21 protein-coding genes are annotated in these 26,494 nt (G+C 72.7%); 7 read left to right on the top strand and 14 right to left on the bottom strand.

The features are described from left to right. Positions 1-357: 357 nt before the first annotated feature. Complete coding sequence (locus tag DEJ50_RS12620) at positions 358-1,365, bottom strand: stage II sporulation protein M (protein ID WP_150207944.1); 1,008 nt, start codon at positions 1,363-1,365, stop codon at positions 358-360. 116 nt (positions 1,366-1,481) lie between these two features. Here DEJ50_RS12620 and DEJ50_RS12625 point away from each other — a divergent pair, with 116 nt between their 5' ends. Next, positions 1,482-2,489: an RDD family protein gene (locus tag DEJ50_RS12625; RefSeq protein WP_150207946.1), complete on the top strand. Its 1,008-nt coding sequence runs from the start codon at positions 1,482-1,484 to the stop codon at positions 2,487-2,489. On the opposite strand, the gene DEJ50_RS12630 is transcribed toward DEJ50_RS12625, so the two are convergent. After that, positions 2,490-3,110, bottom strand: coding sequence for a hypothetical protein (locus DEJ50_RS12630; RefSeq protein ID WP_150207948.1), 621 nt, complete (start codon positions 3,108-3,110; stop codon positions 2,490-2,492). A gap of 103 nt (positions 3,111-3,213) precedes the next feature. Then, positions 3,214-4,650 (bottom strand): adenosylhomocysteinase, encoded by a 1,437-nt coding sequence (gene ahcY / locus DEJ50_RS12635; RefSeq protein WP_150207950.1) that lies wholly within the window; start codon positions 4,648-4,650, stop codon positions 3,214-3,216. A 331-nt stretch (positions 4,651-4,981) separates the two neighbouring features. Here ahcY and DEJ50_RS12640 point away from each other — a divergent pair, with 331 nt between their 5' ends. Next, positions 4,982-7,075 (top strand): fructose-specific PTS transporter subunit EIIC, encoded by a 2,094-nt coding sequence (locus DEJ50_RS12640; RefSeq protein ID WP_317852535.1) that lies wholly within the window; start codon positions 4,982-4,984, stop codon positions 7,073-7,075. A 77-nt stretch (positions 7,076-7,152) separates the two neighbouring features. Here the strand turns inward: DEJ50_RS12640 and DEJ50_RS12645 are convergent, their stop codons facing one another. From DEJ50_RS12645 to DEJ50_RS12670, 6 genes are all read right to left on the bottom strand, one after another. Then, on the bottom strand, positions 7,153-8,085 hold the full coding sequence (locus tag DEJ50_RS12645) for a cation diffusion facilitator family transporter (RefSeq protein ID WP_150207952.1): 933 nt from the start codon (positions 8,083-8,085) through the stop codon (positions 7,153-7,155). A 76-nt stretch (positions 8,086-8,161) separates the two neighbouring features. Further along, positions 8,162-9,319, bottom strand: coding sequence for a mannose-6-phosphate isomerase, class I (manA, locus tag DEJ50_RS12650; RefSeq protein ID WP_150207954.1), 1,158 nt, complete (start codon positions 9,317-9,319; stop codon positions 8,162-8,164). An 88-nt stretch (positions 9,320-9,407) separates the two neighbouring features. After that, entirely contained in the window at positions 9,408-10,541 is a 1,134-nt protein-coding gene (locus tag DEJ50_RS12655) for an SIS domain-containing protein (protein ID WP_150207956.1), read from the bottom strand. A gap of 140 nt (positions 10,542-10,681) precedes the next feature. After that, complete coding sequence (locus tag DEJ50_RS12660; protein ID WP_150207958.1) at positions 10,682-10,864, bottom strand: Trm112 family protein; 183 nt, start codon at positions 10,862-10,864, stop codon at positions 10,682-10,684. Between the two features lie 529 nt (positions 10,865-11,393). After that, positions 11,394-12,758 (bottom strand): phosphomannomutase/phosphoglucomutase, encoded by a 1,365-nt coding sequence (locus tag DEJ50_RS12665; RefSeq protein ID WP_150207960.1) that lies wholly within the window; start codon positions 12,756-12,758, stop codon positions 11,394-11,396. Between the two features lie 76 nt (positions 12,759-12,834). After that, complete coding sequence (locus tag DEJ50_RS12670) at positions 12,835-13,212, bottom strand: DUF3499 domain-containing protein (protein WP_223837727.1); 378 nt, start codon at positions 13,210-13,212, stop codon at positions 12,835-12,837. Between the two features lie 210 nt (positions 13,213-13,422). On the opposite strand from DEJ50_RS12670, the gene DEJ50_RS12675 reads away from it, so the two are divergent. Further along, complete coding sequence (locus DEJ50_RS12675) at positions 13,423-13,893, top strand: metallopeptidase family protein (RefSeq protein ID WP_150212088.1); 471 nt, start codon at positions 13,423-13,425, stop codon at positions 13,891-13,893. A gap of 43 nt (positions 13,894-13,936) precedes the next feature. On the opposite strand, the gene DEJ50_RS12680 is transcribed toward DEJ50_RS12675, so the two are convergent. The 3 genes from DEJ50_RS12680 to DEJ50_RS12690 all read right to left on the bottom strand — a co-directional run bounded on the left by DEJ50_RS12680 (position 13,937) and on the right by DEJ50_RS12690 (position 19,506). Continuing rightward, positions 13,937-15,412: a DUF5719 family protein gene (locus tag DEJ50_RS12680; RefSeq protein WP_150207962.1), complete on the bottom strand. Its 1,476-nt coding sequence runs from the start codon at positions 15,410-15,412 to the stop codon at positions 13,937-13,939. Next, positions 15,409-18,993, bottom strand: a complete 3,585-nt coding sequence (locus tag DEJ50_RS12685; RefSeq protein WP_150207964.1) for a glycosyltransferase family 2 protein — start codon at positions 18,991-18,993, stop codon at positions 15,409-15,411. Before DEJ50_RS12685 ends, DEJ50_RS12680 begins: the two co-directional genes overlap by 4 nt. A 249-nt stretch (positions 18,994-19,242) precedes the next feature. Next, positions 19,243-19,506, bottom strand: coding sequence for a WhiB family transcriptional regulator (locus DEJ50_RS12690; protein WP_003983763.1), 264 nt, complete (start codon positions 19,504-19,506; stop codon positions 19,243-19,245). Positions 19,507-20,117: 611 nt separating this feature from the next. Between DEJ50_RS12690 and DEJ50_RS12695 the strand changes: the two genes are divergently transcribed. Genes DEJ50_RS12695 through DEJ50_RS12705 form a run of 3 tightly spaced genes read left to right on the top strand, consistent with a single transcriptional unit; the run spans position 20,118 to position 22,895 of the window. After that, entirely contained in the window at positions 20,118-20,612 is a 495-nt protein-coding gene (locus DEJ50_RS12695; protein WP_150207966.1) for a cysteine dioxygenase, read from the top strand. A gap of 13 nt (positions 20,613-20,625) precedes the next feature. Further along, positions 20,626-21,579 (top strand): 2-phospho-L-lactate transferase, encoded by a 954-nt coding sequence (gene cofD, locus DEJ50_RS12700; RefSeq protein ID WP_150207968.1) that lies wholly within the window; start codon positions 20,626-20,628, stop codon positions 21,577-21,579. Further along, positions 21,576-22,895 carry a coenzyme F420-0:L-glutamate ligase gene (locus DEJ50_RS12705; protein WP_150207970.1) on the top strand — a complete coding sequence of 440 codons (1,320 nt, stop codon included), beginning with the start codon at positions 21,576-21,578 and terminating at the stop codon, positions 22,893-22,895. Before cofD ends, DEJ50_RS12705 begins: the two co-directional genes overlap by 4 nt. A 12-nt stretch (positions 22,896-22,907) precedes the next feature. Here the strand turns inward: DEJ50_RS12705 and DEJ50_RS12710 are convergent, their stop codons facing one another. Next, positions 22,908-23,960, bottom strand: coding sequence for a DNA-3-methyladenine glycosylase family protein (locus DEJ50_RS12710; RefSeq protein WP_150207972.1), 1,053 nt, complete (start codon positions 23,958-23,960; stop codon positions 22,908-22,910). 73 nt (positions 23,961-24,033) lie between these two features. Next, positions 24,034-25,452: a peptidoglycan recognition protein gene (locus DEJ50_RS12715; protein ID WP_150207973.1), complete on the bottom strand. Its 1,419-nt coding sequence runs from the start codon at positions 25,450-25,452 to the stop codon at positions 24,034-24,036. A gap of 141 nt (positions 25,453-25,593) precedes the next feature. Here DEJ50_RS12715 and DEJ50_RS12720 point away from each other — a divergent pair, with 141 nt between their 5' ends. Continuing rightward, a complete protein-coding gene (locus tag DEJ50_RS12720; RefSeq protein WP_150207975.1) occupies positions 25,594-26,352 on the top strand; it encodes a TIGR03089 family protein in 759 nt (252 codons plus the stop codon). The last annotated feature ends 142 nt before the right edge of the window (positions 26,353-26,494 follow it).

The raw sequence follows: 26,494 nt of genomic DNA on the forward strand, positions 1-26,494 counted from the left end.
GCGGGCTTTCCTCCGGGCGCTTCCTTCGTTCTTGCGTTTCCGACTCTATCAGATCTTTTCGGACCCGATTTCCTCGGCGCTTTCCAGGTTCTCGCTTTCTCGTTTCCCTTTCCGGCGGTTCCGACTCTATCAGACAATCTCACCGGGTTTTTCCGGCTTCGATATCCGACAAGGATTCGGAGGGTGTGCTCCACCGGTGGAATTCAATTCCAGCTCGGGAGCGAGATCGATGTTAGTCGGTCGCCTCCAGACTGTCCAGTCCGTGGCAACCGTTCGAATCTACCTCCCCACGCGGGCCGTGTCAACGGTCTTTGCGGGACCTCGAGAGACTAGCAGCTCAGCGGGCTCGTACGCACATCAGGCCGCGGTCGGGAGCTTCGCGCTGCGGTCGGCGGCATCCACGTCACCCGTCTCGCCGGCCCGGGCGGCCCGGCCGCCGAGCAGGTAGACGTACAGCAGGAAGGCCGCCTCGGCGACGACGCCGATGGTGATGCGGGCCCAGGTGGGGAGGCCGGACGGGGTCACGAAGCCCTCGATCAGGCCGGAGACGAACAGCACCAGGGCCAGGCCGATGGCCATGCCCAGGGCGGCGCGGCCCTGTTCCGCGAGGGCCTCGCGGCGGCTGCGGGGGCCCGGGTCGATGACCGTCCAGCCCAGTCGGAGTCCGGTGCCGGCGGCCACGAAGACGGCGGTCAGTTCGAGCAGGCCGTGCGGAAGGATCAGCCCGAGGAAGACATCGAGGCGGCCGGCGGAGGCCATCAGGCCGAAGCCGACGCCCAGGTTGGCCATGTTCAGCAGGAGGATCCACAGCACCGGGATGCCCAGGAATGCGCCCAGCACCAGGCATATTGCGGCTGCCTGGGCATTGTTCGTCCACACCTGGGCAGCAAAGGAGGCGGCCGGGTGGCTCGAGTAGTACGTCTCGTACTCGCCGCCCGGCTTCGTCAGTGCCCTCAGCTCGTCCGGCGCGGCGATCGAGGCCTGTACCTCGGGGTGCGCGGCGATCCACCAGCCGATCAGCACCCCGACCGCGACCGACAGCAGGGCGGTCGGAATCCACCAGCGACGGCTGCGGTACACGGCGGCCGGGAATCCGGCGGTGAGGAAGCGGGCCGCGTCCCGCCAGGAAGAGCGGCGGGCGCCGGTCACGGTGGCGCGGGCGCGGGCCACCAGCTGGGTGAGGCGGCCGGTGAGCATGGGATCGGGGGTGCTCGACTGGATGAGGGAGAGGTGGGTGGATGTCCGCTGGTAGAGGGAGACGAGTTCATCCGCCTCGGCGCCGGTGAGCCGGCGTCCCCGGCCGAGCAGCTGTTCCAGGCGGTCCCATTCCGCCCGGTGCGCGGTCACGAAGACGTCGAGATCCATCCGCTTGGTGCTCCCCTGCCCCGTCGGTTGTCCACAGCCCTTACTCGGTCTGCCGTCAGCTTGGCAGACTTGATGAACAAGGGGCAGGTCAGGTCAGTCATGAAGGGTGGGATCCGGTGAGCGATCTGGTGACGGGGGACGCGGTCGTCCTCGGGTTGCGGCCGGCCCGGCTGCCCAGTCGGGCGCTGGCGATTCTGCTTGATCTGGTCGTGTACGTGGTGGGGTATCTGCTGGTCTCCGTCGGTCTTGTGTTCGCCACCGCCTCTCTGGACGAAGCCGCGCTCGCCGCGGTGAACGTGGCTGCCTTCCTGCTGATTCTGGTGGGGGTGCCGATCGCGGTGGAGACGCTGTCCCACGGGCGGTCGCTGGGGAAGCTGGCCTGCGGGTTGCGCGTGGTGCGGGACGACGGCGGGCCGATCCGGTTCCGGCATGCGCTGGTGCGCGGGGCCATGGGTGTGATCGAGCTGCTGCTGACCTTGGGGGTGGTCGCTTGCATCGCCTCGCTGGTGTCCGAGCGGGGGCGGCGGCTCGGGGACGTGTTCGGAGGGACGCTCGTGATCCGGGAGCGGGTGCCGGGGGCCCGGGTGATGCCGGTGCCGCCTCCGCCACCGTGGCTGGCCGGGCGGTTCGGCGCGTTGGACCTGTCGGGCGTGCCGGATGGGCTGTGGCTGGCCATCCGGCAGTACCTGACGCGGATGGGGCAGCTGGACCCGCAGGTGAGCGCGCAGATGGCGGTGCGGCTCGCGGATGATCTCGTGGCGCGTACGGGGGCGCAGCCGCCGGCCGGGGTGCCGGCCGCGGCGTTCCTGGCGGCTGTGGTGCACGAGCGGCAGTCGCGGGATGCGGCGCGGGCCTTCGGGCCCGGACAGATATCGGGTGGTGGGGCGATGGTGCCCGTGGCCGCGCCGGGGCTGATACCGGTACCGGGGCCGGTACCGGGGCCGGGGTCGATACCCGGGTCGGGGTCTGTACCGGTGGTGGGGCACGGGCCGGTGGCGGGGCCGGTGGCTGCGGCTCCGGCGCAGGGGGTGCCGTACCCGGGTGCGGCCGGGGTGCCGGCCGGGGTTGCGGTTCCGCCAGTGGCGTCGCCCGGGCCGAGTACCGGGTTCGCGCCGCCTGCGTAGCTAGTCGATCGGGAACACCGAGGGCGGGGTCTCAAGGTGTTCGAGTTCGATGCCGGGAGCGGAGAGGACCACATCGCCGGCGATGTGGACGGTGTGCACCTCGCCCGTGTCCAGCGCGGACACCTGGTACTCGTCGACCGCCAGCAGCCCGCTGTCGGTGCTGTGGGTCTCGGTGCGGAGCAGGGCCCAGGCCTGGTCGACGGTTCGGGGGGCCAGTACCGGGTCGGTGAAGTTCACCAGGCGGACCCGGGTGGCAGGGGCTCCGGGGGTCAGGCGCAGGAGTCGGGTGGTGGCGACGAGGAAGGCCGGGGAGGTGCCGGTGAAGGCGGGGGCGCGGACATTGCCCTCGGTGGCCTCGGTGCCGGTGGGGTCGGTACGGACCCAGGTGACCCCGTCGATGGCGGCGCCGCGGACCTGCCAGCTCGCGGCGTTGAGTTCGAGGCGGATGGGGCGGCCGAGCTCGTCGATCGCCAGGTCCACGGAGCCGGCGTGCTCGCCTTCGGGGGTGGTGAGCTGGGAGACATAGCGCCAGCCGGAAGGGCCGGGGGCGCAGTGGAAGTGTTCCTCGCCGAGCGGGGCGTGGTCGTGCGGATCGTGGAGCGAGTAGCGACCGCGGGGCATGGGGCACGTTCCTTGGGGTGGGGCCTTGCGCAGGGGAATGGGGCAGGCCCCCGACACGGGTGCCGGGGGCCTGCCTTGGGTGCTGGTGCTGCCGCGCTGTGGATCAGTAGCGGTAGTGGTCCGGCTTGTACGGGCCCTCGACCTTGACGCCGATGTAGGCGGCCTGCTCCGGACGGAGGGTGGTGAGCTTGACGCCGAGGGCGTCGAGGTGGAGGCGGGCGACCTTCTCGTCGAGGTGCTTGGGCAGCACGTAGACCTCGGTCGGGTACTCCTCCGGCTTGGTGAAGAGCTCGATCTGGGCCAGGGTCTGGTCCGCGAAGGAGTTCGACATCACGAAGGAGGGGTGGCCGGTCGCGTTGCCGAGGTTCAGCAGGCGGCCCTCGGAGAGGACGATCAGGACCTTGCCGTCGGGGAAGGTCCAGGTGTGGACCTGCGGCTTGACCTCGTCCTTGACGATGCCCTCGATCTTCGCGAGGCCGGCCATGTCGATCTCGTTGTCGAAGTGGCCGATGTTGCCCACGATGGCCTGGTGCTTCATCTTGGCCATGTCGGCGGCCATGATGATGTCCTTGTTGCCCGTGGTGGTGATGAAGATGTCGGCGGTCTCCACGACGTCGTCGAGGGTGGCGACCTGGTAGCCGTCCATCGCCGCCTGCAGGGCACAGATGGGGTCGATCTCGGTGACGATGACGCGGGCGCCCTGGCCGCGGAGGGACTCGGCGCAGCCCTTGCCGACGTCGCCGTAGCCGAAGACGACGGCGGTCTTGCCGCCGATGAGGACGTCGGTGGCGCGGTTGATGCCGTCGATCAGGGAGTGGCGGCAGCCGTACTTGTTGTCGAACTTCGACTTGGTGACGGCGTCGTTCACGTTGATCGCCGGGAAGAGCAGGGTGCCTTCGGCCATCATCTCGTAGAGGCGGTGGACACCGGTGGTGGTCTCCTCCGTCACGCCGCGGACCTCGGAGGCGAGCTGGGTCCACTTCTGGGGGGACTCGCCGAGGGTGCGGGTGAGCAGGGTGAGGATGTGGCGGTACTCCTCGGAGTCCGCGGTGGACGGGTCCGGGACCGAACCGGCCTTCTCGAACTCGACGCCCTTGTGGACGAGGAGGGTGGCGTCACCACCGTCGTCGAGGATCATGTTGGGGCCGCCGGTGGGGGTGTTCGGCCAGGTCAGCGCCTGCTCCGTGCACCACCAGTACTCCTCCAGGGTCTCGCCCTTCCAGGCGAAGACCGGGATGCCCTGCGGGTTCTCCGGGGTGCCGTTCGGGCCGACCGCGATGGCGGCAGCCGCGTGGTCCTGGGTGGAGTAGATGTTGCAGGAGGCCCAGCGGACCTCGGCGCCGAGGGCGGCCAGGGTCTCGATGAGGACGGCCGTCTGGATGGTCATGTGGAGCGAGCCGGTGATGCGGGCGCCGGCGAGGGGCTGGGCCTCGGCGTACTCACGGCGGATCGACATCAGGCCGGGCATCTCGTGCTCGGCCAGGGTGATCTCCTTGCGGCCGAACGCGGCAAGGGAAAGGTCTGCGACCTTGAAGTCCATGCGTGCTGCTCCTCATGGTGGGAGAGGGTGGGTACGGCTGAGCCGTGCACCGGTCCGGGGGTTCCCGGGGTGGGCGCACCGAGCACAGTCCGTCGGAGGCCCTCTCTCCTCTGGGTCGGTCACGCGGACCGCCCGACCGCCATCAGCAGCGACGTCTGGCACTGCTCCCGAATCTACACCGATCGGCCCAGTGAGCCCCAGTCGGCCGACGGGACGTGTCAGGTCATGGAGAGGGCCTTCCGGCCGCGCCGTTTCGGGCCTTTCGGACTTTTGATGCGCTGGACGAGTGGGGAAGGATGCCGTGCAGGACCCACGGCGTGAGGAGAATGCAGTGACCAGTCCGGCCGGCCTCCCCGGTGATGGGGGCGCACATGGGCAGAAGCGCCTGAAGCTGCTCGCCGTGACCGCCTGCCCCACCGGGATCGCGCACACCTATATGGCCGCGGAGAAGCTCCAGCAGGCGGCGGAGCGGCTCGGCGTGGACATGAAGGTGGAGACGCAGGGATCCATCGGGGCTGAAAACGTTCTCTCCGACAACGATGTCAGCGAAGCGGACGGCATCATCATCGCCGCCGACAAGGAGGTGGACCGCGAGCGGTTCGCCGGTAAGCGGGTGCTGGCCACCGGGGTTGCGGACGGTATCCACCGGCCGGAGGAACTGATCCGGCAGGTGCAGAGCGCTCCCGTGCAGGAGGGCGGCCCGACGACGGCAGCCGGCGGCCCGACCGCTGCGGCCGGCGGGGCGGGCAGGGAGCGGAGCCTTGCGTACAAGGCGCTGATGAACGGCGTCTCGTACATGATCCCGTTCGTGGTGGTGGGCGGCCTGCTGATCGCCATCGCGCTGGCGCTGGGCGGCCATGCGACGGACAAGGGCTTTGTGGTCACCCCGGGCACCTTCTGGGACCACCTCTTCCAGATCGGTGTCATCGGTTTCACCCTGATGATCCCGATCCTGTCCGGCTACATCGCATACGCGATCGGCGACCGGCCGGCGCTGGTGCCCGGCATGATCGGCGGCTTTATCGCCAATACCGGGGCGCTGTACGACTCCGAGTCCGGTGCGGGCTTCATCGGGGCCATCGTGACCGGCTTCCTGGCCGGATATCTGGTCCTGTGGATCAAGAAGGTCAAGGTCCCCAAGGTCGTCCAGCCGATCATGCCGATCATCGTGATCCCGATCGTGTCGACCACCGCATTGGGTCTGTTCTTCATCTATGTCATCGGCAAACCCATCTCCTGGCTGTTCGAATCACTGACCGGCTGGCTGTCCGGGATGACCGGCACCAGCGCGATCCTGCTGGGCGCCCTGCTCGGCCTGATGATCGCCTTCGACATGGGCGGGCCGGTCAACAAGACCGCCTTCCTCTTCGGTGCGGGTCTCATCGCCTCGGGCAACTACGCGGTGATGGGCATGTGCGCGGCAGCCATTCCGGTGATGCCGCTCGGCCAGGGCCTGGCGACCGTGCTGCGCCGTCGGCGGTACTCCGAGCAGGAGCGGGAGGCCGGCATGGCAGCGATCTTCATGGGCATGTTCGGGATCTCCGAGGGCGCCATTCCGTTCGCGGCGGCCCGGCCGGCGATCGTCATCCCGGCGAACATGCTGGGTGGCGCGGTGGCCGGTGCGATCGCGGGTGCGGCGGGTGTGGGCGACCACGTGCCGCACGGTGGCCCGGTCGTGGCGGCACTGGGCGCGATCAGCGGAGTGGGCTGGTTCCTGATCGCCATCGCGGCGGGCACGGTGGTGACCGCCCTGACGACCAATGCGCTGATCGACCTCAAAGCTCGCCGGAACGGCGAAGGGCCGGTTGCGGCGGCGGTGGCCACGGGCGGCCGGCCGAAGCCGGTTCTCGCCGGGGTGGGTTCCGTTGCGGAGCTGGAGGCGGAGGCCACCGCGACCGCAGCGGTGCAGGTCGCGCCGGCCGCCGGGGCCGCCGTCGCCGCGGCAGTCGCCGTCACGGAGGCCCACCCGGAGGTGCTCTCCGGCTACCTGACCGCGCGCACCGTGAAGACCGAGCTGGCTGCGGCCTCCAAGGAGTCCGCGATCCGCGAGATGGCCGGGATGCTGGCCGGTGCCGGCGCCGTACGGGACGTGGACGAGCTGGTCCGGGTGGCGCTGGCGCGCGAGGCGCAGGGCACCACGGGACTGGGCGAGTCGATCGCCGTCCCCCATGCCAAGACGGATGCGGTCAGCCGGCCGACGGTGGGCTTTGCGCGGTCCTCGGAGGGCATCGAATGGGGTTCGCTGGACGGTACGAAGGCCCGGCTGATCTTCATGATCTCGGTCCCGGAGGCCGCGGCGGGCGATGAGCACCTGCGGATCCTGGCGCTGCTGTCCCGGAAGCTGATGGATCCGGACTTCCGGGACCGGCTCCGGACCGCTCCGGACGAGCACGCCATCCTCGACGTACTGCGCGAGATCGAGTAATCGAGTGGCAGCAAAGGCCGAAGGCCCTCGTGAGCGGTGCTCGCGGGGGCCTTCGGCTTGCCCGGTCCGGTCCGGGGTTACTTGGTGCCGGTGGCGGCCGGCTCCTGGTAGATGTCCGGCTCCAGGTAGATCACCCGGGCGATCGGGACGGCCTCGCGGATGCGGGCCTCGGCGGCGTCGATGGCCTCGGCGACCTGGGCCGCCGTCTCGTCCGTCCGGACCGCGATCTTCGCGGCGACCAGGAGTTCCTCCGGCCCGAGGTGGAGCGTCCGCATGTGGATCAGGCGGGTGACCGTCTCGCCGTCGACGAGGGCGGTCTGGATCTTCTCGATGTCCTCGGTGCCCGCGGCCTCGCCCAGCAGCAGGGACTTGGTCTCGGCGGCCAGCACGATGGCGATCAGGATGAGCAGCAGACCGATGCAGAGGGTGCCGATGCCGTCCCAGACGCCGTCGCCGGTGAGGAGGGCGAGGCCGACGCCGAACAGGGCGAGCACCAGGCCGACCAGGGCTCCGAGGTCTTCCAGCAGGACCACCGGCAGCTCAGGAGCCTTGGCGCGCTTGACGAACTGGCCCCAGCTGAGGCTGCCGCGGACCTCGTTGGACTCCTTGATCGCCGTACGGAAGGAGAAGGACTCCGCGATGATCGCGAAGACCAGCACGCCGACGGGCCAGTACCAGGCCTCGATCTCGTGCGGGTGCCGGATCTTCTCGATGCCCTCGTAGATGGCGAACATGCCACCGACGGTGAACAGGACGATGGAGACCAGGAAGGCGTAGATGTAGCGTTCGCGGCCGTATCCGAAGGGGTGTTGCGGGGTCGCCTCGCGCTGGGCCTTCTTGCCGCCGAGCAGCAGCAGACCCTGGTTTCCGGAGTCCGCCAGCGAGTGCACGGATTCCGCGAGCATCGAGGAGGATCCACTGAAGACGAAGGCCACGAACTTGGCCACCGCAATGGCGAGGTTGGCGGCTAGTGCCGCCACGATCGCCTTGGTACCGCCCGACGCGCTCATGAGTGCGGATGTCCCTTCCTAGCACTGCCACTGGTTTCGGCCGCACATTGTTGCAGCCTCTGGCCGGGACGGTGCGTCAGGCCACCACAGTGGCACGGAAGACCGTGCCAGTACCGGACAGTTCGGTCTTTTCGCCTGCCGGGACGAAGACGGACTCACCCGGCGCGAGGGTCAGTTCACCGAGCAGCGGGGCGCCTTCCGTGCAGAGCAGGATCTGCGGGGTGGCGGAGGGCACCGGAACCGGAGCACCGGCCGGGGCGAGGTCGAAGCGGGAGAGCCGGAACTCGTCGATGGGGGTGTCGTACACCTCCTCGCCGTTGCCCTCGGGGCGGATCACCGCCGGCTCGGAGGGCTCGAAGCGCACGACCTTCAGGAGTTCGGGGACGTCCACGTGCTTGGGCGTCAGCCCGCAGCGCAGCACGTTGTCGGAGTTGGCCATCAGCTCGACGCCGAGCCCGCCCAGGTAGGCGTGCGGAACGCCGGCCCCGAGGAACATGGCTTCGCCGGGCTGGAGTTGTACGTGGTTGAGCAGCATCGCCGCGATCACGCCCGGGTCGCCCGGGAAGTGGTGGGCGAGGGTCGTGTACGGGGCGTACGGACCACCGAGCCGGGCGGCGGCGGCCGTGGCCTCGGCCACCGTCTCGGCCATCTGCTCGCGGTCCGCGGTCAGGACGGCCGTCAGCATCTCGCGCAGCGCCGCCTCCTCGGGGTGCGCGTGGAGCAGGTCCACGTACGGCTTGAGGGAGTCGACCTCCAGCCCGGAGAGGAGCTCGGCCGACTCCAGCGGCGGGCGGAACCCGCACAGGCCGTCGAAGGGGGTGAGCGCGCAGACGAGTTCGGGCTTGTGGCTGGCGTCCTTGTAGTTGCGGTGCGGGGCGTCGATGGGGACGCCGGCGCGCTCCTCCTCCGCGTAGCCCTGCTGTGCCTGAGCCAGGTCGGGGTGGACCTGGAGGGAGAGCGGGGCTCCCGCCGCGAGGATCTTGAAGAGGAACGGCAGCCGCGGACCGAACTTCGCGACGGTCGCCGCACCGAGTTCACCCTCGGGGTCGGCCGCGATGACCTCGGAGAGGGCCGTCTCGCCGACGCCCCGGTCCAGCCTGGAGGGGGCGCCGGGGTGGGCACCCATCCACATCTCGGCCTGCGGGCCGCCGGTGGGCTCGGTGCCCAGGAGCTCGGGGATGAGGGTGGTGGAACCCCAGGCGTAGGGGCGGACGGTGTTGGTCAGGCGGTCCATCGGTCTCGTCTTCCTGGCTTGCTGGCTTGCTGGCTCATGGACGGTGCAGTGCTGCACTGGTGCACGGGCCGTGCACGGTGGTGCGCCGTCAGGTGCGGCCCGCGGATGCCAGTGCGAGGTACGCGGTGGCGAAGTCCGTGACGGCGAGGAGCTCGGCGAGCTGCTCCAGCTCCCCACCATCCTCGGGTTCGAGCTCGCTGATGGCCGTGTCGTGGCTGAGGGCGAGCTCACGCGCGGCGGGCGCGGCGGTGAGACCGCCGGCCGGGCGGTCCCGGAGCAGGACGACCCGGGCGCGCAGGGCCTGCTGCTCCTCGACCCGGTCGCGGAAGAAGTCCTCGGGGTCGGCGCCGGCCGCGAAGGTGCCGGCGAGCAGGACCCCGTGACGGGGCAGCGCCTCGGGGAGTTCCGCGGCGAGCGCGGGACGGCCGGCCAGTTCGGCGAGGGTGGCGGCGAACCGGCGGCCGGCCGGGGCGGCGCCGACGCCCTCGCTCCAGATGAGCGGCAGCGAGTCGGCGAGCTCGGCGGCCAGGGTCTTGGCCGGGTTGCTGTACGTGGCGATGGCCGGGCCGCAGCGTTCGGCGGTGCGGTCGAGGCGGTCGGCGACGAGTTCGAAGGTGGCGGGGGCGGCGCTGATCAGGCCGACCTTGTCGAGGAGCAGCAGCAACGGGGTCAGCAGGGCCCAGAGGGCGCCGGGGCCGGCCGCCGCGCTCTCGTCGTACTCCTGGTACGGGGCCTTGGCCATCGGTACGAGGAGGCCGTGCGCGCCCTCGACCGCCTCGGCCAGGGGGGACCGGGGCGGGGCCACGGCGACCATGGTGCAGCCGCGGCGGTACGCCTGCTCGGTGAGTTGGGCGAGGCCGGGCTCGCTGCCGTCGGTGGTGGCGACGAGGAGCAGGTCCACCGGGCCGGCCCAGCCGGGCAGGGCCCAGCGGAGGGCGCCGGCGGCGTGGGCGACACCGGTCGGGTGCAGCCGGGTCACCGGGGCGGAGGCGCCGGCGAGGGCGCCGAGCAGATCGGCGACGCCGGTGGCGGCGGTGCCGGGGCCGGCGATCAGGACGGCGCGGGGGCGGCCGTCGGGGCGGAGCTCGGCCAGGCCGGCCTCGGCCGCGTGCCGGGCCGCGGTGCGGACCCGGGCCCCGGCCTCGGCGGCACCGCGGAGCAGGCCGCGCCGGTCGGCGCGGGCGAGGTCGTCCGGTGCGTCGAGCAGGGACTCGTCGAGCATGCGGGGCCTCCGGTCGTCTGAAGTGTGAAGGGTTCAGTCGAGGGTCAGGCGGGGGGCTGCGCGGTGGGGGTGGCGGCGCGCTGGGGGGTGGCCGGCGGAGTGGGGTGCCGGGCCCGGGCCGGGCGCGGGCGCGGCGGCGGTCAGGCCGGGCGGCGGGCCTCGTCCACGAGGAGGACCGGGATTCCGTCCCGGACCGGGTAGGCCAGGCCGCAGTCCTTGCCGGTGCAGATCAGTTCCGGGGTCTCGGCCTTGGTCTCGTCCTGCAGGGGGGCGTGGCAGGCGGGGCAGGCGAGGATCTCCAGGAGGCCGGCTTCGAGCGGCATGGGGGGTCCCTTCGGGGTTGCGTGCGCGTGCGTACGGGGTTGGGCCAGGTCAGCGTACCGCTGGGGCGGGCGGGACGCGGCCTGGCTGGGCCTTGGCGCGGGCCGGCGGTTGGTTGCGGGGGCGCGGTGGGCCGGGCCTTGGCCACGCGGGGGCGCGGTGGGCCGGGCTGGGGGGTGGGGTGGGGGGCCGCTGCGCGGGGCATTTCCCCACCCCGCCCCTTCTCCCCCAGCTACCGCTGGGAGGTACCCCCAGAAACCGGGGCTCCGCCCCGGACCCCGTCCGGTGCCAGGCTCCGCCCGGCACCCCGTCTCGGGGCTGCGCCCCGGACCGTACGGACGACGGGGCTTGGCCCGGCGCCCCGTTTCGGGGCTGCGGCCCGCACCCCGTTTCCGGGCTCCGCCCGGCACCCCGTCCCGGGGCTGCGGGCCGCACCTCGGTCCCGGGCTGCGCCGGGACCCCGTCTTGGGGCTGCGCCCCGGACCGTACGACGGGGCCGGGCCCCGTTACAGAGGCCCGGCCCGGCGAGGGTTACGCGCGGATGAGGGACAGGGCCTCGTCGCGGATTCGGGTCAGGGTTTCCGCATCGCGGGCCTCGACGTTCAGGCGGAGGAGGGGTTCGGTGTTCGATGCGCGGACGTTGAACCACCAGTCCGCCGCCGTCACCGTGAGGCCGTCCAGCTCGTCCAGGGTCACGTCCTCGCGGGAGCCGTAGGCGTCCCGGACCGCGGCCAGGCGGGCCGCCTGGTCGGCGACCGTGGAGTTGATCTCGCCGGAGCCCGCGTAGCGGTCGTAGGAGGAGACCAGCTCGGAGAGCGGGACGGACGCGGTGCCCAGGGCCGCCAGGACGTGGAGGGCGGCCAGCATGCCGGTGTCCGCGTTCCAGAAGTCCTTGAAGTAGTAGTGCGCCGAGTGCTCGCCGCCGAAGATCGCGCCGGTCTTCGCCATCTCCTCCTTGATGAAGGAGTGGCCGACCCGGGTGCGGACCGGGGTGCCGCCGTGCTCGCGGACCACCTCGGGGACGGACCAGGAGGTGATCAGGTTGTGGATGACGGTGCCGGTGCCGCCGTTGCGCTCCAGTTCACGCGCCGCCACCAGGGCGGTGATGGCGGACGGGGAGACGCCTTCGCCCCGCTCGTCGACGATGAAGCAGCGGTCGGCGTCGCCGTCGAAGGCGATGCCGAGGTCGGCGCCCTCGGCCAGGACCCGGGCCTGCAGGTCCACGATGTTCTTCGGGTCCAGCGGGTTGGCCTCGTGGTTGGGGAAGGTCCCGTCCAGTTCGAAGTACATGGGGGTGACCGTGAGGGGCAGGCCGTCGAAGACCGTGGGGACCGTGTGGCCGCCCATGCCGTTGCCCGCGTCCACGACCACCTTCAGCGGGCGGATCGCGCTCAGGTCGACCAGGCCGCGCAGGTGGGCCGCGTAGTCGACGAGGGTGTCCCGCTCGGTGACGGTGCCGGGGGTGGCGGCGGCGGCCGGGGCGCCGGACTCGGACCACTTCTCGACCAGGGCGCGGATCTCGGCGAGGCCGGTGTCCTGCCCGACCGGGGCGGCGCCGGCCCGGCACAGCTTGATGCCGTTGTACTGGGCCGGGTTGTGCGAGGCCGTGAACATGGCGCCGGGCAGGTCCAGCGAGCCGGAGGCGAAGTACAGCTGGTCCGTGGAGCACAGCCCGATGAGGGTGACGTCCACGCCGCGGGCGGCGGCGCCGCGCGCGAAGGCCGCGGACAGGCCGGGCGAGGAGGGCCGCATGTCGTGGCCGATGACGATCGCGGTGGCGTCGGTCACCTCGACGAACGCCGCACCGAACAGCTCCGCCAAGGATTCGTCCCACTGGTCCGGGACGACTCCACGTACGTCGTACGCCTTGACGATGTTCGAAAGATCAGCAGCCACTGCCTGCCCTCCTGAGTCCTGTGCGGTCGGAACAACCTACCTTGCGCAGGGGTATGGCTTCAGCGGCGCGAAAGCGTCAGGAATCCGGCGAGCGCAGTACGCGGAGGTGGCCGCGGCGTGTCTCGTTTCCGCCGCCGGGTCCGCCCTTACCGCCACCGCCCGCCTCGGCCGCGCGGTCCTGAGGGCGAGCGGCCTCGCGTACGGCGTTGGCCAGGGCTTCGAGATCGTCCCCGCTGGGCCGGGACGGCGCGGAACCATCGGACAGACGTACGACTTCCCAGCCGCGGGGGGCCGTCAGACGCTCCGAGTGCTCGGCGCACAGGTCGTAGCAGTGGGGTTCGGCGTAGGTGGCGAGCGGGCCGAGAACTGCGGTCGAGTCGGCATAGACGTACGTCAGTGTTGCGACGGCAGGGCGCCCGCACGCGGTGCGCGAACAGCGACGTACAAGGCTCACGACGTTGGACGGTACCGCACTCTTGACCGGGCCGCGACGACTCTCGGTCGGCTCACTCCCCCGTGTCGTGGCGTGATCCCGGCCATAGTCGGCCGCCAACACGCCAATCGGCGTGGGACAGCCGGTCGATTCCCCGGTCCGAACGTTCATCTCGCGACATCCCGCCAGGGCGCCTGCGCGGGCACCGCCGAGGGCTACCCTGCCTGGGTGATGGACAGTCCTCTGCCGCCGCCCGGCCCCTCCGCCTCCGTGCCCCACGAGCCCCGGCCGCGCCGCCGCGACCGGCACGGACGGGGCATGCGCGGCCCGGTGGCCCCACCGCAGGTCCCGCTGTCCGCGAGCCGCGCCGAGCTGTTCGGGGATCTTGTGCAGGACTCGATCGAACGGCTGGAGCGGCGCTGGCCGCAGCTGTCCGAGGTGGAGTTCGTGGTCGCGGAGGTGCCGGGGGCGCCGGGCGGCGCCGACACCGGTTGGAACGACGAGGCCGTGCCGCTGGGCGGGCTGGTGGAGCCCCGGGAGGGCCGGCCGGCCCGGATCCTGGTGTACCGGCGGCCGGTGGAGATCCGTACCAAGAGCCGTGACGAGCGGGCGCTGCTGGTGCACGAGATCGTGGTCGAGCAGGTGGCGGAGTTGCTCGGGCTGTCACCCGAGACCGTCGATCCCCGGTACGGGCAGGACTGATTCCGCCTCCGTCCCATCAGTTCGATCGGTTCGGTCAGTTCTCTCAGTTCGAGAGGATTCTCAGGTCTTGGACTGCCTTGGGGACGGAGACCGTGCTGTGGTCGTCGGTCAGGGGCTGCACCGTGAAGAACGGGATGCCGTCGTGCGGCAGTGACAGGGTGCGCGCCGCGTGCACCGGGCCGCCCGAGACCGTCTCCACGGTCAGCGCGTACGCGCCCTTGCCGCCCCCGTCCGGCACCGGCGGCGGGGCCACCGCCAGGGTGGTGCCCGCCTTCACCTTGTACTCCTGGCTTGCGGGCCGGCCGCCCTCGGTACCCGGTGAGGCGGTGACCTTGACCGTGGCGTCGGCTCCCACGGCGGTCAGGGAGAGGGTGGTGGCGCCCTGGTCGGTCCGGTTGTCCGCGTTGGTCGCCCGCGCGCCCACCGGGCCGGCCGCCGGGATGAAGCCCAGCTCCTGCTTGGCCCCGGAACCGCGGACCACCCGCAGCGCCGCCACCACGGGCGCGGCCTTCTTCGGGTCGGCCGGGGTCAGCACCAGGGAGCCCGGCTCGCCGCGGGTCAGGTCCTTCAGGTCCAGGGTGGCGGTCATCCGGGACTTCACGTGCAGCTGCTCGTTCCCGGCCGGGGTGAACGACCCGCCGGGCCCGGCGAGCTGGAGCCGGAGGTCGGCGTCCTCCTCACCGGGGGCGAAGGCGACCAGCCGGACCGAGGTGGCATCGGCGGGGATGCCGGGCAGCACCAGGGAGCCGGCCGGGGCGGTGGAGGCGGGCAGCCAGTCCGAGCCGACCCCGTCCTCCAGCACCTGGACGGAGGCGCCGACCCGGCCCGAACGGGTCGTCACATGGGCGGTCACATCGGCCTGCTGCTGCGAGCTCAGCGTGTTCAGCAGCACCGGCACCGAGGACTTGGGGCCGATCTTGATGTTCTCTCCGGTGCCCGGGTCCGAGGCCGACCGGCCCTCCGGTCCGAAGAGTTCGATGTCCACCACGGCCGGGGTGTCGTCCGCGTTGGTGAGGTGGACGTAGTCCTGGCGGCCCTTGGCGGTGCTCGCCCCGGGGAACCAGAACTCGGTGCCGGGCGCGGTACAGGCCACCCCGAGCAGGCCTCGGGCCTGGCCCACCGCCACCTTGGTGGTCTGCTGGGCGGTCCAGCCGGGGGCGAGGGCACCGTCGGCGGTGCCGGTCAGTGCCGGGCCCTCGGCGCCGGAGGCGGTGGCTCCGGCCGGTTTGCCCGGCTCCTTCAGCTCCAGCAGCTGCTTCTGCTCCTTGGTGGCCCCGGTCAGGCGGGCGCTGCCGCCCTGGCCGGCCCCACCCGGGGTGATCGAGGTGTAGACGGTCTCGGCGATGTCCGAGGCGGACGGCGTCGGGCAGACCAGTACGGACCGTTCCACCGGCTGCCGGGCCGCGGCCGGGGCCGGGCCGCCGGAGGCCGGGGCGGCGGGCGCGGTGAGGGCGGCGGCGCCGGTGACGGCGGCGAGCGCGGCGGCCACGGCCGCGAGGGAAAGGGGTGCGCGCTTCACTGCTGGGGGCTCCCGTCGGGGCGAGGCTGCTGGTAGCCGACCGGCTGTCCGTACGCGTCGTACTGCTGTTGTTGCTGCTGTTGCTGGTAGTGGGGGTCGTAGGGCTGGTCGTACTGCTGCGGGTACTGCTCGTACGAGGGCTGCTGCGGGTACTGGGCGTACCCGTAGCCCTGGTTCTGGTGCTGGTTCTGGTCCTGGTACTCGTAGCCGTGGTCGTCGGCCGGGTAGGCCACCTGGGCGGGGATCTCCGCGTACGGGTCGGCCTGGACCGGGGCCGCGGCCTCCGGCTCGGGTTCCGGTTCCGCGCCGGCCCGGAGGCGGCGGGCCCGGCGGCCTTCGCCGGCCTCGCCGGGGCCGCTCCGGCCGGGTCCGGCGGTCTCCTCCTCGGGGAGGTCGTCGTCGAGTTCGCGGCGCCGTCCGGGCAGGGCCATCACCAGCAGCAGGACGGCGAGCAGGGCCTGGGCCCACTGCCAGCCGGTACGGGCGGCGGAGTCGGCGTACACCAGGTCCAGGCGGCCCCCGGCGGCGGGCAGTTCGAAGCCCTGGGCCCAGCCGTCGAGGGTCTTCGCCTTGAGCGGCTTGCCGTCGAGGCGGGCCTGCCAGCCGGGGGCGGCCCGGTCGGCGATCCGCAGCGTCCGGCCGGCCTCGCCGGCCGGGATCGTGGTGTGGGCCTCGACGCGGCCGGAGGCGACGGGGACGGGGGCCTCGCCGGGCTTGCCGGGGAGGATCACAGCCCGGGCGACCTGCCGGTCCACCCGCCAGAGCGCGCTGCCGTCGAGCTGGCTGAGCCGGGTCAGGCCGGGGGTGGCGTCGAGGACCTGCCGCATCTGCTGCGGGGCGCCGTCGCGGACCAGGACGTAGCGGATGGCGAAGCCGCCGAGCTGGTCGGTCTGGTCGGCGCCGGAGCCGGCGACCAGGCTGGAGACCACCTTGTCGAGGCGGCTGTCGCTGCCGGCCGCGGCGGCGAGTTCGGCATCGCCGAGGCGGGCACCGGAGCCGCGGACCAGGGTGTAGGAGACGGTGGCGGGCGAGCTGCCGCCGAGGACCAGGGTGCGGGCCTGGTCGCGGGTGCCGCTCTCCTCGGCGACGAAGGCGGGCACCTGGACCGGGTCGCGCCGTTCCAGCGGGCCGTCGGCGCCGCCGAGCATCCAGCCGGCCGCGCCGAGCAGCGGGCCGGCGGCGGCGGCCAGGGCGATCAGGGCGGCGAGCGGCTGGCGCCAGCCGAAGCCGTGGGCGGCGAGCCGGTTCTTGGCGCCGTCCGCGCCGACCGCGGCGGCGGCGAGCAGGGCGAGGCCGTAGACGAGGGTGGCAGGGCCGGCCCAGCCGGTGCGGTTGGTGAGGACGGCGAGGACCAGTCCGGCGAGGGCGGTGGCCCAGGCGGCGCGGACGGCGAAGCTGCGTTCCGTACGGAGCAGGGCGGCCAGGGCGGCGAGCACGATGCCGAGGAGCAGCAGTCCGCCGGCGGTCTTGGGGCCGCCGGGGCTGATGCCGAGCAGGTCGAGGGCGGTGGCGGCGCCGCTGCCGTACGGGAGTCCGGCTTCGCGGAGGAACCGGGCGGGGTGCGTGAGCAGGGTCAGCGACCAGGGCGCGAGGACCACCAGGGGGGTGGCGAGGGTGGCCGCGTACCGGAGGGCGTACGTCTTCCAGGCGGCCCGGCGCAGCAGCAGGGCGGCGGCGCCGAGAACGGCGGCGAGCAGCCAGGCGGCCGGGGTGAAGGCGGTGGCCAGGGTGAGGAGGAGGGTGTACGTCCAGACGGCCTGCCGGCTGCCGCGGTCCCCGTCGGTGTCGCGGCCGGCGCCCAGGCCGTACGCGGCGACGCCGGCCCGGGCGAGCAGGGGCAGCAGGATCGCGAGGACGGCGGTGCCGAGCCGGCCGCCGGCCAGGGCGCCGGTGACGGCGGGCAGGAAGGCGTAGGCGATGGCGGCCCAGGCGCGCAGCAGCCGGGATTCGACCAGGGGCCGGGAGGCGAAGTAGGCGGTGAGTCCGGCGAGCGGGACGGAGCAGACCAGGAGCAGGGTGAGGGCGGCCTGGGTGGAGCCGAACAGCAGGGCGGAGAGGGCGCCGAGGACGGCGAGGTAGGGGGGTGCGCCGGTGGTGGAGCCGGTGCCGACGGGGTGCCAGCCGTCGGCGTAGGTGTGCCAGAGGGCGCCGGCTCCGTCGGGGGCGGGGAGCAGGGCGCCGCCCATCAGGGTGCCGCCGGTGAGCAGGCCGCGGCAGGCGGCCAGGGAGACGAGCAGGAGCAGGGCGAACAGGACGGGGGCGGGGTTGCGGGCGATCCGCTTGAGCCGGGCGAACTGTTCGATGTGGAGGTAGTCGGCGTCGTCGCCGCCGGGACCGGATTCGACGGCCCCGCCGTGCCGGCCGGCGTTGCCGGTGTCGGTGTCGCGGTCGGCGCCGATGTATCCGGCGAGTTGTTCGAGGTTGGCGCGGAGGGTGGCGCCGGGCGGCGGGAAGAGCGGGCGGAGCTCCTTGGCGTTGACCGTGGAGCGGCCCCGGCGCTTGCGGGCGCCGAGGATCCGGCCGGGGCGGAGCAGGGTGCGCAGGAGTCCGGTGAACTCGTCGACGGCCTGGCCGGGGGCCTTGCCGACGAGGTAGCCGAGGGTGCGGAGCAGGGTGCCGAGGACCAGCCGGACCAGCACCCAGGGGAGGACGGCCGCCGGGCTGTTGACGAGGATGGTGTAGGCGGCGCCGGCCTTGTCGACGCGGTGCGGGCTGGCGGAGGTGCGGCCGGCGCAGTCGACGGTGCGGCGTTCGCGGGCGGATGCCTCGGCGTGCCGGAGCACGGCGTCGGGGGCGACGAGGACGGGGTGGCCGGCCCGCTGGGCGCGCCAGCACAGGTCGACGTCGTCGCGCATCAGGGGCAGGCGGCGGTCGAAGCCGCCGAGGGCCTCGTAGACCTCGCGGCGGATGAGCATGCCGGCGGTGGAGACGGCGAGGACGGGGCGGACCTGGTCGTGCTGGCCCTGGTCCTGTTCGCGGCGGTCCAGGCCGGTCCAGCGGCGTCCGCTGTGGGCGATGGTGACGCCGGCTTCGAGGAGCTGTCTGCGGTCGTACCAGCCGCGCAGTTTGGGGCCGATGACGGCGGCCTCGGGGTTCTCCTCGGCGACCCGGAGGAGCTCGCCCAGGGCGTCGGGTTCGGGTGCGCAGTCGTCGTGCAGCAGCCAGAGCCACTGGACGGGTTCGCCGTGCGGCAGTTCGGGGAGGTCGTAGGTTTCGTCGCGCCAGGTGCGGCTGACCGGGTCCCAGCCGCTGGGGCGCTTGAGGTAGGGCAGGTCCTCCGGGGTGAGGGTGGCGGCGCTGCGGTGGGCCTCCTCGACGGCGGCGCCGAAGGAGGTGCGGCGGGCCAGGTGGAGGACGCGGTCGTCGCCGAGGGCCTCGGCGAGGAGCCGGGCGGAGTCGTCGGCGCTGCCGGTGTCGGCGGCGATCCAGTCCTGGACGGGGCGTTCCTGGCCGAGGAGTCCGGCGAGTGCCTGCGGCAGCCAGCGGGCGCCGTCGTGCGCGACCAGCACCGCGGTGACGACGTGCCGGGGGAATGCCGGAGCAGCTGTGGGGGAGGCTGCCTGGTGGCTGTGCAAGGACATCGCGGTACGGGCCCTCCGACTGGGGGGTCCCCCGGACGGAGTCTGGGGGCGGGTCCGGGGGTGGTGAGCCCTCGGAGGCGGCTGGACAGCGCCCCAGACTAGCCCTTGAAACGCACCGGTCCGCCTCCAGCGGGGAAGGTGCAGGAGGCGGACCGTTTGCTCTTGGCCGTGTTCGCTATGTGGTCGTGTTCGCTGTGCGGTCGTGCGGGTGGCCGTCTGTCCGGCCGTGGGTGTGACCGTGGGTGGCGTTCAGACCGCGGCCTTCTTCAGGCGGCGGCGCTCACGCTCGGACAGGCCGCCCCAGATGCCGAAGCGTTCGTCGTTGGCGAGGGCGTATTCGAGGCATTCGGAGCGGACCTCGCAGGCGAGGCAGACCTTCTTGGCCTCTCGGGTGGAGCCGCCCTTCTCGGGAAAGAAGGACTCGGGGTCGGTCTGGGCGCACAGAGCGCGCTCCTGCCATCCGAGCTCTTCGTCCGCCTCCTCGACCAGCAGTTCCTGAAACAGCTCGGTCATGTGCGCCCCTCGCTCTGTTCGTGCGTCCCCGTGGCCTGTCGTTACCGGATCCGGCCGGAACGACACGAGTGAAATTACAAGTGTGTGGATCCGGGGCAGTCAAGCCGAGATCTGCTATTGGGCCCCTTATTCACTCTGCGGAACCAAGCCTATGCAGAAAGTGTTCATATCGCCAAAAATCGTGACAGATGCCACACGCATGGCCTGGCCGCCTGTTTCACCCGCAATCGACGCGTCACCCTCCGGTGCGGTTGTGATCCGGCCACAGAAGCGGCGTAGATCACATTCCGGTTACGGACGGTGCCGGACGTTTACGGGCTCGACTGAAGCGCCACATCCCCGGACCGGGAGTGCACAATCCTTTCTCCGCACACGTTAACCGGATGAGGTGAATCTTTTCTCGCAATCCGGACATTGGGTTGACAGTCGAACCCCGCACCCGGTCTCCTTGTGGCCATGTCAGTGACCGCAGCCGCCACCCGGACCCCCATTCGTGGGTTCCTGCGTGCTGCCCAGGTTCGCTGTTGCTGTTGCGGCTGTTGAAGCTTCCGCAACCGACCGGCAACCCCGCGCCGCCAGAGCGCCACTGACATCCGTCGAGGACCCTCACGATGAACAACGACAGCGACCTGCAGATCGCCGGCGACATCCTTGAAGTCCCCCACCTGCTGCAGCCCGCCCGTGAACACCCCGCCACCGTCGCCGAGTTCGCCGGCCTCGCCCGCGAGATCGCCGCGAACCGCGCCGAGTGGGAACACCTCGTCGAATACGACGCCACCAGCCGCTGGTACCACCGCCTCCGTACGGGCCCCGGCTACGAGGTCTGGCTGCTCAGCTGGGTACCCGGCCAGGGCAGCGGACGCCACGACCACGGCCCCTCCTCCGGCGTGCTGACCGTCCTCGACGGCACCCTCTCCGAGCACAGCACCCGCGGAGCCCTCGCCCTCGGCGCCGGCAGCCAGCGCGTCTTCGCCCCGGGCTACGCCCACGAGGTCGTCAACGACTCCCTCGACGGAGCCGTCAGCCTGCACATCTACTTCCCCGGCCTGACCGAGATGCCGATGCACCGCTGCTCCCCGGCGGACCTGGAGTCCGTACCGGCCTGACAGACTTCGGTGCATGCGCATTGTTGTTCTGGCCGGCGGTATCGGCGGCGCCCGTTTCCTCCGCGGACTGAAGTCGGCGGTCCCCGACGCGGAGATCACGGTCATCGGCAACACCGGTGACGACATCCACCTGTTCGGGCTGAAGGTCTGCCCCGACCTGGACACCCTGATGTACACCCTCGGCGGTGGCATCAACGAGGAACAGGGCTGGGGCCGCACCGACGAGTCCTTCACCGTCAAGGAGGAGCTCGCGGCGTACGGGGTCGGACCCGGCTGGTTCGGCCTCGGCGACCGCGACTTCGCCACCCACATCGTCCGCACCCAGATGATCGGCGCCGGCTACCCGCTGAGCGCCGTCACCGAGGCACTCTGCGACCGCTGGCAGCCCGGCGTACGCCTGCTGCCGATGTCCGACGACCGGGTCGAGACCCATGTCGCGGTGACCCTCGACGGGGAGCGCCGGGTCGTCCACTTCCAGGAGTACTGGGTACGGCTGCGGGCCTCGGTGGACGCCGAGGCCGTCGTACCGGTGGGCGCCGAGCAGGCCAAGCCGGCTCCGGGGGTGCTGGAGGCCATCGCGGCGGCCGATGTGATCGTGCTGCCGCCGTCCAACCCGGTGGTCTCGGTCGGCACCATCCTGGCCGTACCGGGCATCCGGGAGGCCGTGGCCGCGGCCGGTGCGCCCGTGGTCGGGCTCTCCCCCATCGTCGGCGGCGCGCCGGTGCGCGGTATGGCCGACAAGGTGCTCGCCGCGGTGGGCGTGGACGCCACCGCCGCGGCCGTGGGCCTGCACTACGGGTCCGAGCTGCTGGACGGCTGGCTGGTGGACACCGCCGATGCGGACGCCGTCGCCGAGGTCGAGGCGGCCGGCATCGCCTGCCGCGCGGTCCCGCTGATGATGACCGACCCGGCTGCGACCGAGGCCATGGCCCGGGCCGCGCTGGAACTCGCCGAGGCCTGCCGGTGAGCGGGGCCAGCGGTGAGGGCGGGGCGGACGTGCCCTCGTACGAGGTACGGGCGGTCGCGGGGATCGGGGAGGTCTGCCCCGGGGACGACCTGGCCAAGCTGATCGCAGCCGCCGCACCCGACCTGCGGGACGGGGACGTCCTGCTGGTCACCTCGAAGATCGTCTCCAAGGCGGAGGGCCGGATCGTGGCGGCCGGCTCCCGGGAGGCCGCGATAGACGCGGAGACGGTACGGGTGGTGGCCCGGCGGGGCACCCTGCGGATCGTCGAGAACCGGCAGGGGCTGGTGATGGCGGCGGCCGGAGTGGACGCCTCCAATACAGCGGCCGGTACCGTCCTGCTGCTGCCGGAGGACCCCGACGCCTCGGCGGCCTCGATCCGGGACGGCCTGCGGGCGATCCTCTCGGTGGAGGTCGGGGTCGTGGTGACCGACACCTTCGGGCGGCCCTGGCGCTCCGGGCTCACCGACGTGGCCATCGGCGCGGCCGGGGTACAGGTCCTGGACGACCTGCGCGGCGGCACCGACGGCCACGGCAACCCGCTGAGCGCGACCGTGGTCGCCACGGCCGACGAACTGGCGGCTGCGGGCGATCTGGTGAAGGGCAAGGCCACCGGATACCCGGTGGCGGTCGTCCGCGGCCTGCCGCACGTCCTCGGCGAGGGCACGGCCCGCGAGCTGGTGCGCGCCCCCGCAGACGACATGTTCCGGCTCGGCACCTCGGAAGCCGTACGGGAGGCCGTGACCCAGCGCCGGACCGTCCGCGCGTTCACCGGCGAGCCGGTGGACCCGGGAGCGGTCCGCCGCGCCGTCGCCGCCGCCGTCACCGCCCCGGCCCCGCACCACACCACCCCCTGGCGGTTCGTGCTGCTGGAGTCGGCGGAGTCCCGGACCCGGCTGCTGGACGCGATGCGGGACGCCTGGATCGCGGACCTGCGGCGGGACGGAAAGCCGGAGGAATCCATCGCGAAGCGGGTGCGGCGGGGCGATGTGCTGCGCAATGCCCCCTACCTGGTGGTGCCCTGCCTGGTGATGGACGGCTCGCACCACTACGGGGACGAGCGGCGGGACGCGGCCGAACGGGAGATGTTCGTGGTCGCGGCCGGGGCCGGCGTACAGAACTTCCTGGTGGCGCTGGCGGGCGAACGGCTGGGCTCGGCGTGGGTGTCCTCCACCATGTTCTGCCGGGACGTGGTCCGCGAGGCGCTGTCCCTGCCGGCGGACTGGGACCCGATGGGCGCGGTGGCGGTGGGGCATGCGGCGGAACCGCCGCGGGACCGGCCGGCGCGGGAGGCCGGAGCCTTCATCGAGGTCCGCTGAGCGCGGGCCGAGCTACAGGCGGCCGATGTCGCCGCGTGGCATGCGGGGGGTACGGCGCGGCGGGGTGCGGCCCGTCAGCAGGATCAGGCGGGCCGCGCGGTGGCGGTGGCCGGCGTACGGGGCGAGGAGCTCCAGCATCTCGGCGTCGTCGGCGTCGGGGTTGCCGGCCAGGGCGAAGCCGATGATGCCGGGCAGGTGCAGGTCGCCGGTGGTGACGGCGTCGGGGGCGCCGTTGCTGCGCTGAAGGGTTTCGGCGGAGGTCCAGGGGCCGATGCCGGGTACGAGTTCCAGGCGGCGGGCGGCGTCGGCCGGCTCCATCGCGGCTGCCTCTTCGAGGCGCGGGGCGACGCGGGCCGCCCGCAGGATGGTGCCGGAGCGTTTGGCGTCGACCCCGGCGGTGTGCCAGTCCCAGGACGGGATGCGGCGCCAGGTCGCGGGCGTGGGCATCACGTACAGGCCGGGGCCGAGGCCAGAGCCGGGGCCGGGCGCGGGTTCTCCATACTGGCGGACCAGACGGCGCCAGGCGCGGTACGCCTCCTCGACGGTGACCTTCTGCTCAAGGATCACCGGGATCAGGGACTCCATCACCAGGCCGGTACGGGTCAGCCGCAGGCCGGGGCGCCGGCGGTGGCTGGCGTGCACCAGGCGGTGGCGGGGGGTGAAGCCGGCCGGGTCGTCCTCGGCGCCGAGGAGTGCGGGGAGGGTGTCGAGCACCCAGTCGGCGCCGGGCCCCCAGGCTTCGGCCTCGACCCGGCCGGCCCCGGGGTCCGCGGCCACGCGGAGGGTGGCCGGGCCGGCGGGGGTCAGGGTGGCCCGCCACACGGAGCCGTCCGGGGTGACCTTGAAGGTGGGGTCGGAGGGGCCGCGGCGGAGCGGGCCGAGGGTGAGACCGAGGTCCAGGGGAGCGGAGGGGGTCCAGTGACGCTGCTTGCAGCCGGCGGGAGCGGGCCCGGGGCCGTTTCCGGCGGGCGGCTGGGGTGATCCGGACCCGCGGCGGCTTGCGGGTACGGCAACATGGCCACCGCGGGAGGTGGTGCGGGTCAGGGGATCGAAGCGGCCGGCCACCTTTCGAGCGTAGCGGCCGGCCCGCCGGGGCGGATCCCTCACGCCCCGGCGCGGAGCGCCCGGCCCGGTTCCGTCAGGACGGGGTGGGGCGGCCCTGGAGTTTGGCCGAGGCCGTGCGGGTCGGGGGGAGCTGGCCGTACAGACGCCGGCCCGGGCATTCCGTGGCGAAGCCGTCCCGGTGGCCCGAGATCACGTTCATCGAAACGTTCCTGCCCTTCGGGAACTTGTTCCCGCCGCCCGAGGTCAGCCAGGTCTTGCCCCGCGGGTCCGCATTGAACAGGCCCAGCTTCCACGCCGTCAGCTTGGCGACCGCGTTCACCGCCGCCGCCGGCGGGGCGGTCGACGAATAGGAGCCGAGGACCGCGATGCCCATGCTGTTGGTGTTGAAGCCCATCGTGTGCGCACCCAGCACCGGCTTCGCCACCCCGCCCGCGCGCCCCTCGTACACCGTGCCGCACTTGTCGACGGCGAAGTTGTAGCCGAAGTCCCGCCAGCCGCTGCTCACCACGTGGTAGCGGTACAGGCTGCGCAGCACCGCCGGAGCGTCCTTGCAGGCATAGTTGTTGCCGGAGGCGCTGTGGTGCACGAACGCCGCCTTCACCGTGCTGGTGTAGACGAAACCGGGCTCGCGCAGCGATTCGTCCGCGCCCCAGCCCTTCCGGGTGACGATCCTTGGGCGGGGGCCGATGTACGGGGCCGCCGCGGCGTCCAGCGTCCCGTCGCTCGCGAACACCGCGTCCGCCGTGGCATCCGCCTTGTTGAGCTCCTTGATCTCGTTCGCGCCGAGCGGGGCCATCGGCACGTTCGCCATCGAGGACTCCGCCATCGGCATGGTCATGCCGGGGATCGAGCCTGCTTCGCCCTTGTCGTCGCCGTCCCCGTCGCCGGCGCCCGTGCCCGTGCCGTTCTTTCCGTCGGTCGGGCGCTGTGTCTCCGACCCCGGGTCCACGAGTTCGATCCGCAGGCCCGAGGGCAGTCTGGACTTCTCCCGGGTGATCCGGTCCGCCCCCGGCTCCGCCTGCACCCGGACCTCCACTCCGTCCGACTCCCCCACCCACAGCGGTGCCGTACTCCCCCGCACCCGGCCCGAGCTGCGCTCGGCCGCGTCGGGGTCGGCCGCGTGCTCGCTGTTGTGGGTCTCGACGTCCTGCCATTCGGACCAGCGGGCGGTGGTGGCCGAGCGGGTGCGGACCTGGACCCGGCCGAAGAGTTCCGTGCTCGCGTCGTCCCAGACGACGCCGACCAGCGAGAACGTCTTGACCTCGCGGGCGGTCAGGCCCTGCGCCTCGGGTACGCGGGGCGAGGCGCTCATGCCGGGGACGCCGGTCGCCCGGCCCTGCTCCGGTCCCAGGGGGACCAGGGGCAGCGACTGGGTCGATCCGGCGGGGTTCACGGGGGCGGTCTCTGCCAGGGCGGGGGTGGGCAGCGCGAGCGGGAGGGCCAGTGCGGCTGCGGTCGCGACGCCGATCGAGGAAGCAAGGAATCCACGCATGTGAAAGATCGTGGGTGCAGTCGGCAGCGGCTGCCAGCGGGAACTGACGGCTCGTCGGCGCGCCGCGCCGACGCCACGCCCTCGTACGGGGGACGGCGGCACCCGCCGTACGGACGAAGGGCCCCGCGTACCCTGTGCCGGGTGAATGCCACTGACCACACCCCTGCCGACCTGCTGCGATCCGCGCTCGCCGGGGACCCGGGCCGCCCGCTCGTCACCTTCTACGACGACGCCACCGGCGAACGCGTGGAATTGTCCGTCGCCACCTTCGCCAATTGGGTGGCCAAGACCGCGAACCTGCTCCAGGGCGATCTGGGCGCCGGGCCCGGGGACCGGCTGGCGCTGCTGCTGCCCGCGCACTGGCAGACGGCGGTGTGGGTGATCGCCGCCGCCTCGGTGGGCGTGGTGGTCGAGCCGGGCGGCGACCCGGCCGGTGCCGACCTGGTGGTGAGCGGGCCGGACTCGCTGGAGGCGGCTGCCGCCTGCTCCGGCGAGCGGGTGGCGCTGGCACTGCGGCCGTTGGGCGGTCGGTTCCCGCAGCCGCCGGCCGGGTTCCTGGACTACGCGGTGGAGGTGCCGGGGCAGGGCGACCGGTTCGCCCCGTTCGTTCCGGTGGACCCGCAGGATGCGGGGCTCTCGCTGGCGGGTGCCGACCTGTCGTACGCCGAGCTGGTCGGGCGGGCCCGCGAGGACGCGGCGCAGCTCGGGCTCGGCGAGGGCTCGCGGATGCTGAGCGGGCTTTCGTACGACGACTGGGAGGGACTGTCGACCGGGCTGTTCGCGCCGCTGGCGGCGGGGGGCTCGGTGGTGCTGTGCCGGAACCTGGACCGGCTGTCCGCCGAGGGGCTGGCCCAGCGGGTGTCGGCCGAGCGCGTCACCCACACCGCGCCGCAGCCGTAGGCGCCCCGCACCCGCACCGCGCCGCAGCCGCCCCGGGTGTCACCCCCGCGGTGCGGGCGGGTGTCACCCACTCGCGTGACCGGCGGCTCCCGGGCGATTTGTCACCCACATGGCCCAGTACGGGTCCCTGCCCCCGGGCCGC

It is taken from the genome of Streptomyces venezuelae (assembly GCF_008642295.1).
In the GTDB taxonomy this organism is placed as follows: Bacteria; Actinomycetota; Actinomycetes; order Streptomycetales; family Streptomycetaceae; genus Streptomyces; species Streptomyces venezuelae_C.

What these genes read in the sequence shown, in the direction of transcription:
- DEJ50_RS12620 (WP_150207944.1), bottom strand. Translation starts at nt 1,365, where the DNA reads ATGGATCTCGACGTCTTCGTGACCGCGCACCGGGCGGAATGGGACCGC.
- DEJ50_RS12630 (WP_150207948.1), bottom strand. Translation starts at nt 3,110, where the DNA reads ATGCCCCGCGGTCGCTACTCGCTCCACGATCCGCACGACCACGCCCCG.
- ahcY (WP_150207950.1), bottom strand. Translation starts at nt 4,650, where the DNA reads ATGGACTTCAAGGTCGCAGACCTTTCCCTTGCCGCGTTCGGCCGCAAG.
- DEJ50_RS12645 (WP_150207952.1), bottom strand. Translation starts at nt 8,085, where the DNA reads ATGAGCGCGTCGGGCGGTACCAAGGCGATCGTGGCGGCACTAGCCGCC.
- manA (WP_150207954.1), bottom strand. Translation starts at nt 9,319, where the DNA reads ATGGACCGCCTGACCAACACCGTCCGCCCCTACGCCTGGGGTTCCACC.
- DEJ50_RS12655 (WP_150207956.1), bottom strand. Translation starts at nt 10,541, where the DNA reads ATGCTCGACGAGTCCCTGCTCGACGCACCGGACGACCTCGCCCGCGCC.
- DEJ50_RS12660 (WP_150207958.1), bottom strand. Translation starts at nt 10,864, where the DNA reads ATGCCGCTCGAAGCCGGCCTCCTGGAGATCCTCGCCTGCCCCGCCTGC.
- DEJ50_RS12675 (WP_150212088.1), top strand. Translation starts at nt 13,423, where the DNA reads ATGGACAGTCCTCTGCCGCCGCCCGGCCCCTCCGCCTCCGTGCCCCAC.
- DEJ50_RS12685 (WP_150207964.1), bottom strand. Translation starts at nt 18,993, where the DNA reads ATGTCCTTGCACAGCCACCAGGCAGCCTCCCCCACAGCTGCTCCGGCA.
- DEJ50_RS12690 (WP_003983763.1), bottom strand. Translation starts at nt 19,506, where the DNA reads ATGACCGAGCTGTTTCAGGAACTGCTGGTCGAGGAGGCGGACGAAGAG.
- DEJ50_RS12695 (WP_150207966.1), top strand. Translation starts at nt 20,118, where the DNA reads ATGAACAACGACAGCGACCTGCAGATCGCCGGCGACATCCTTGAAGTC.
- cofD (WP_150207968.1), top strand. Translation starts at nt 20,626, where the DNA reads ATGCGCATTGTTGTTCTGGCCGGCGGTATCGGCGGCGCCCGTTTCCTC.
- DEJ50_RS12715 (WP_150207973.1), bottom strand. Translation starts at nt 25,452, where the DNA reads ATGCGTGGATTCCTTGCTTCCTCGATCGGCGTCGCGACCGCAGCCGCA.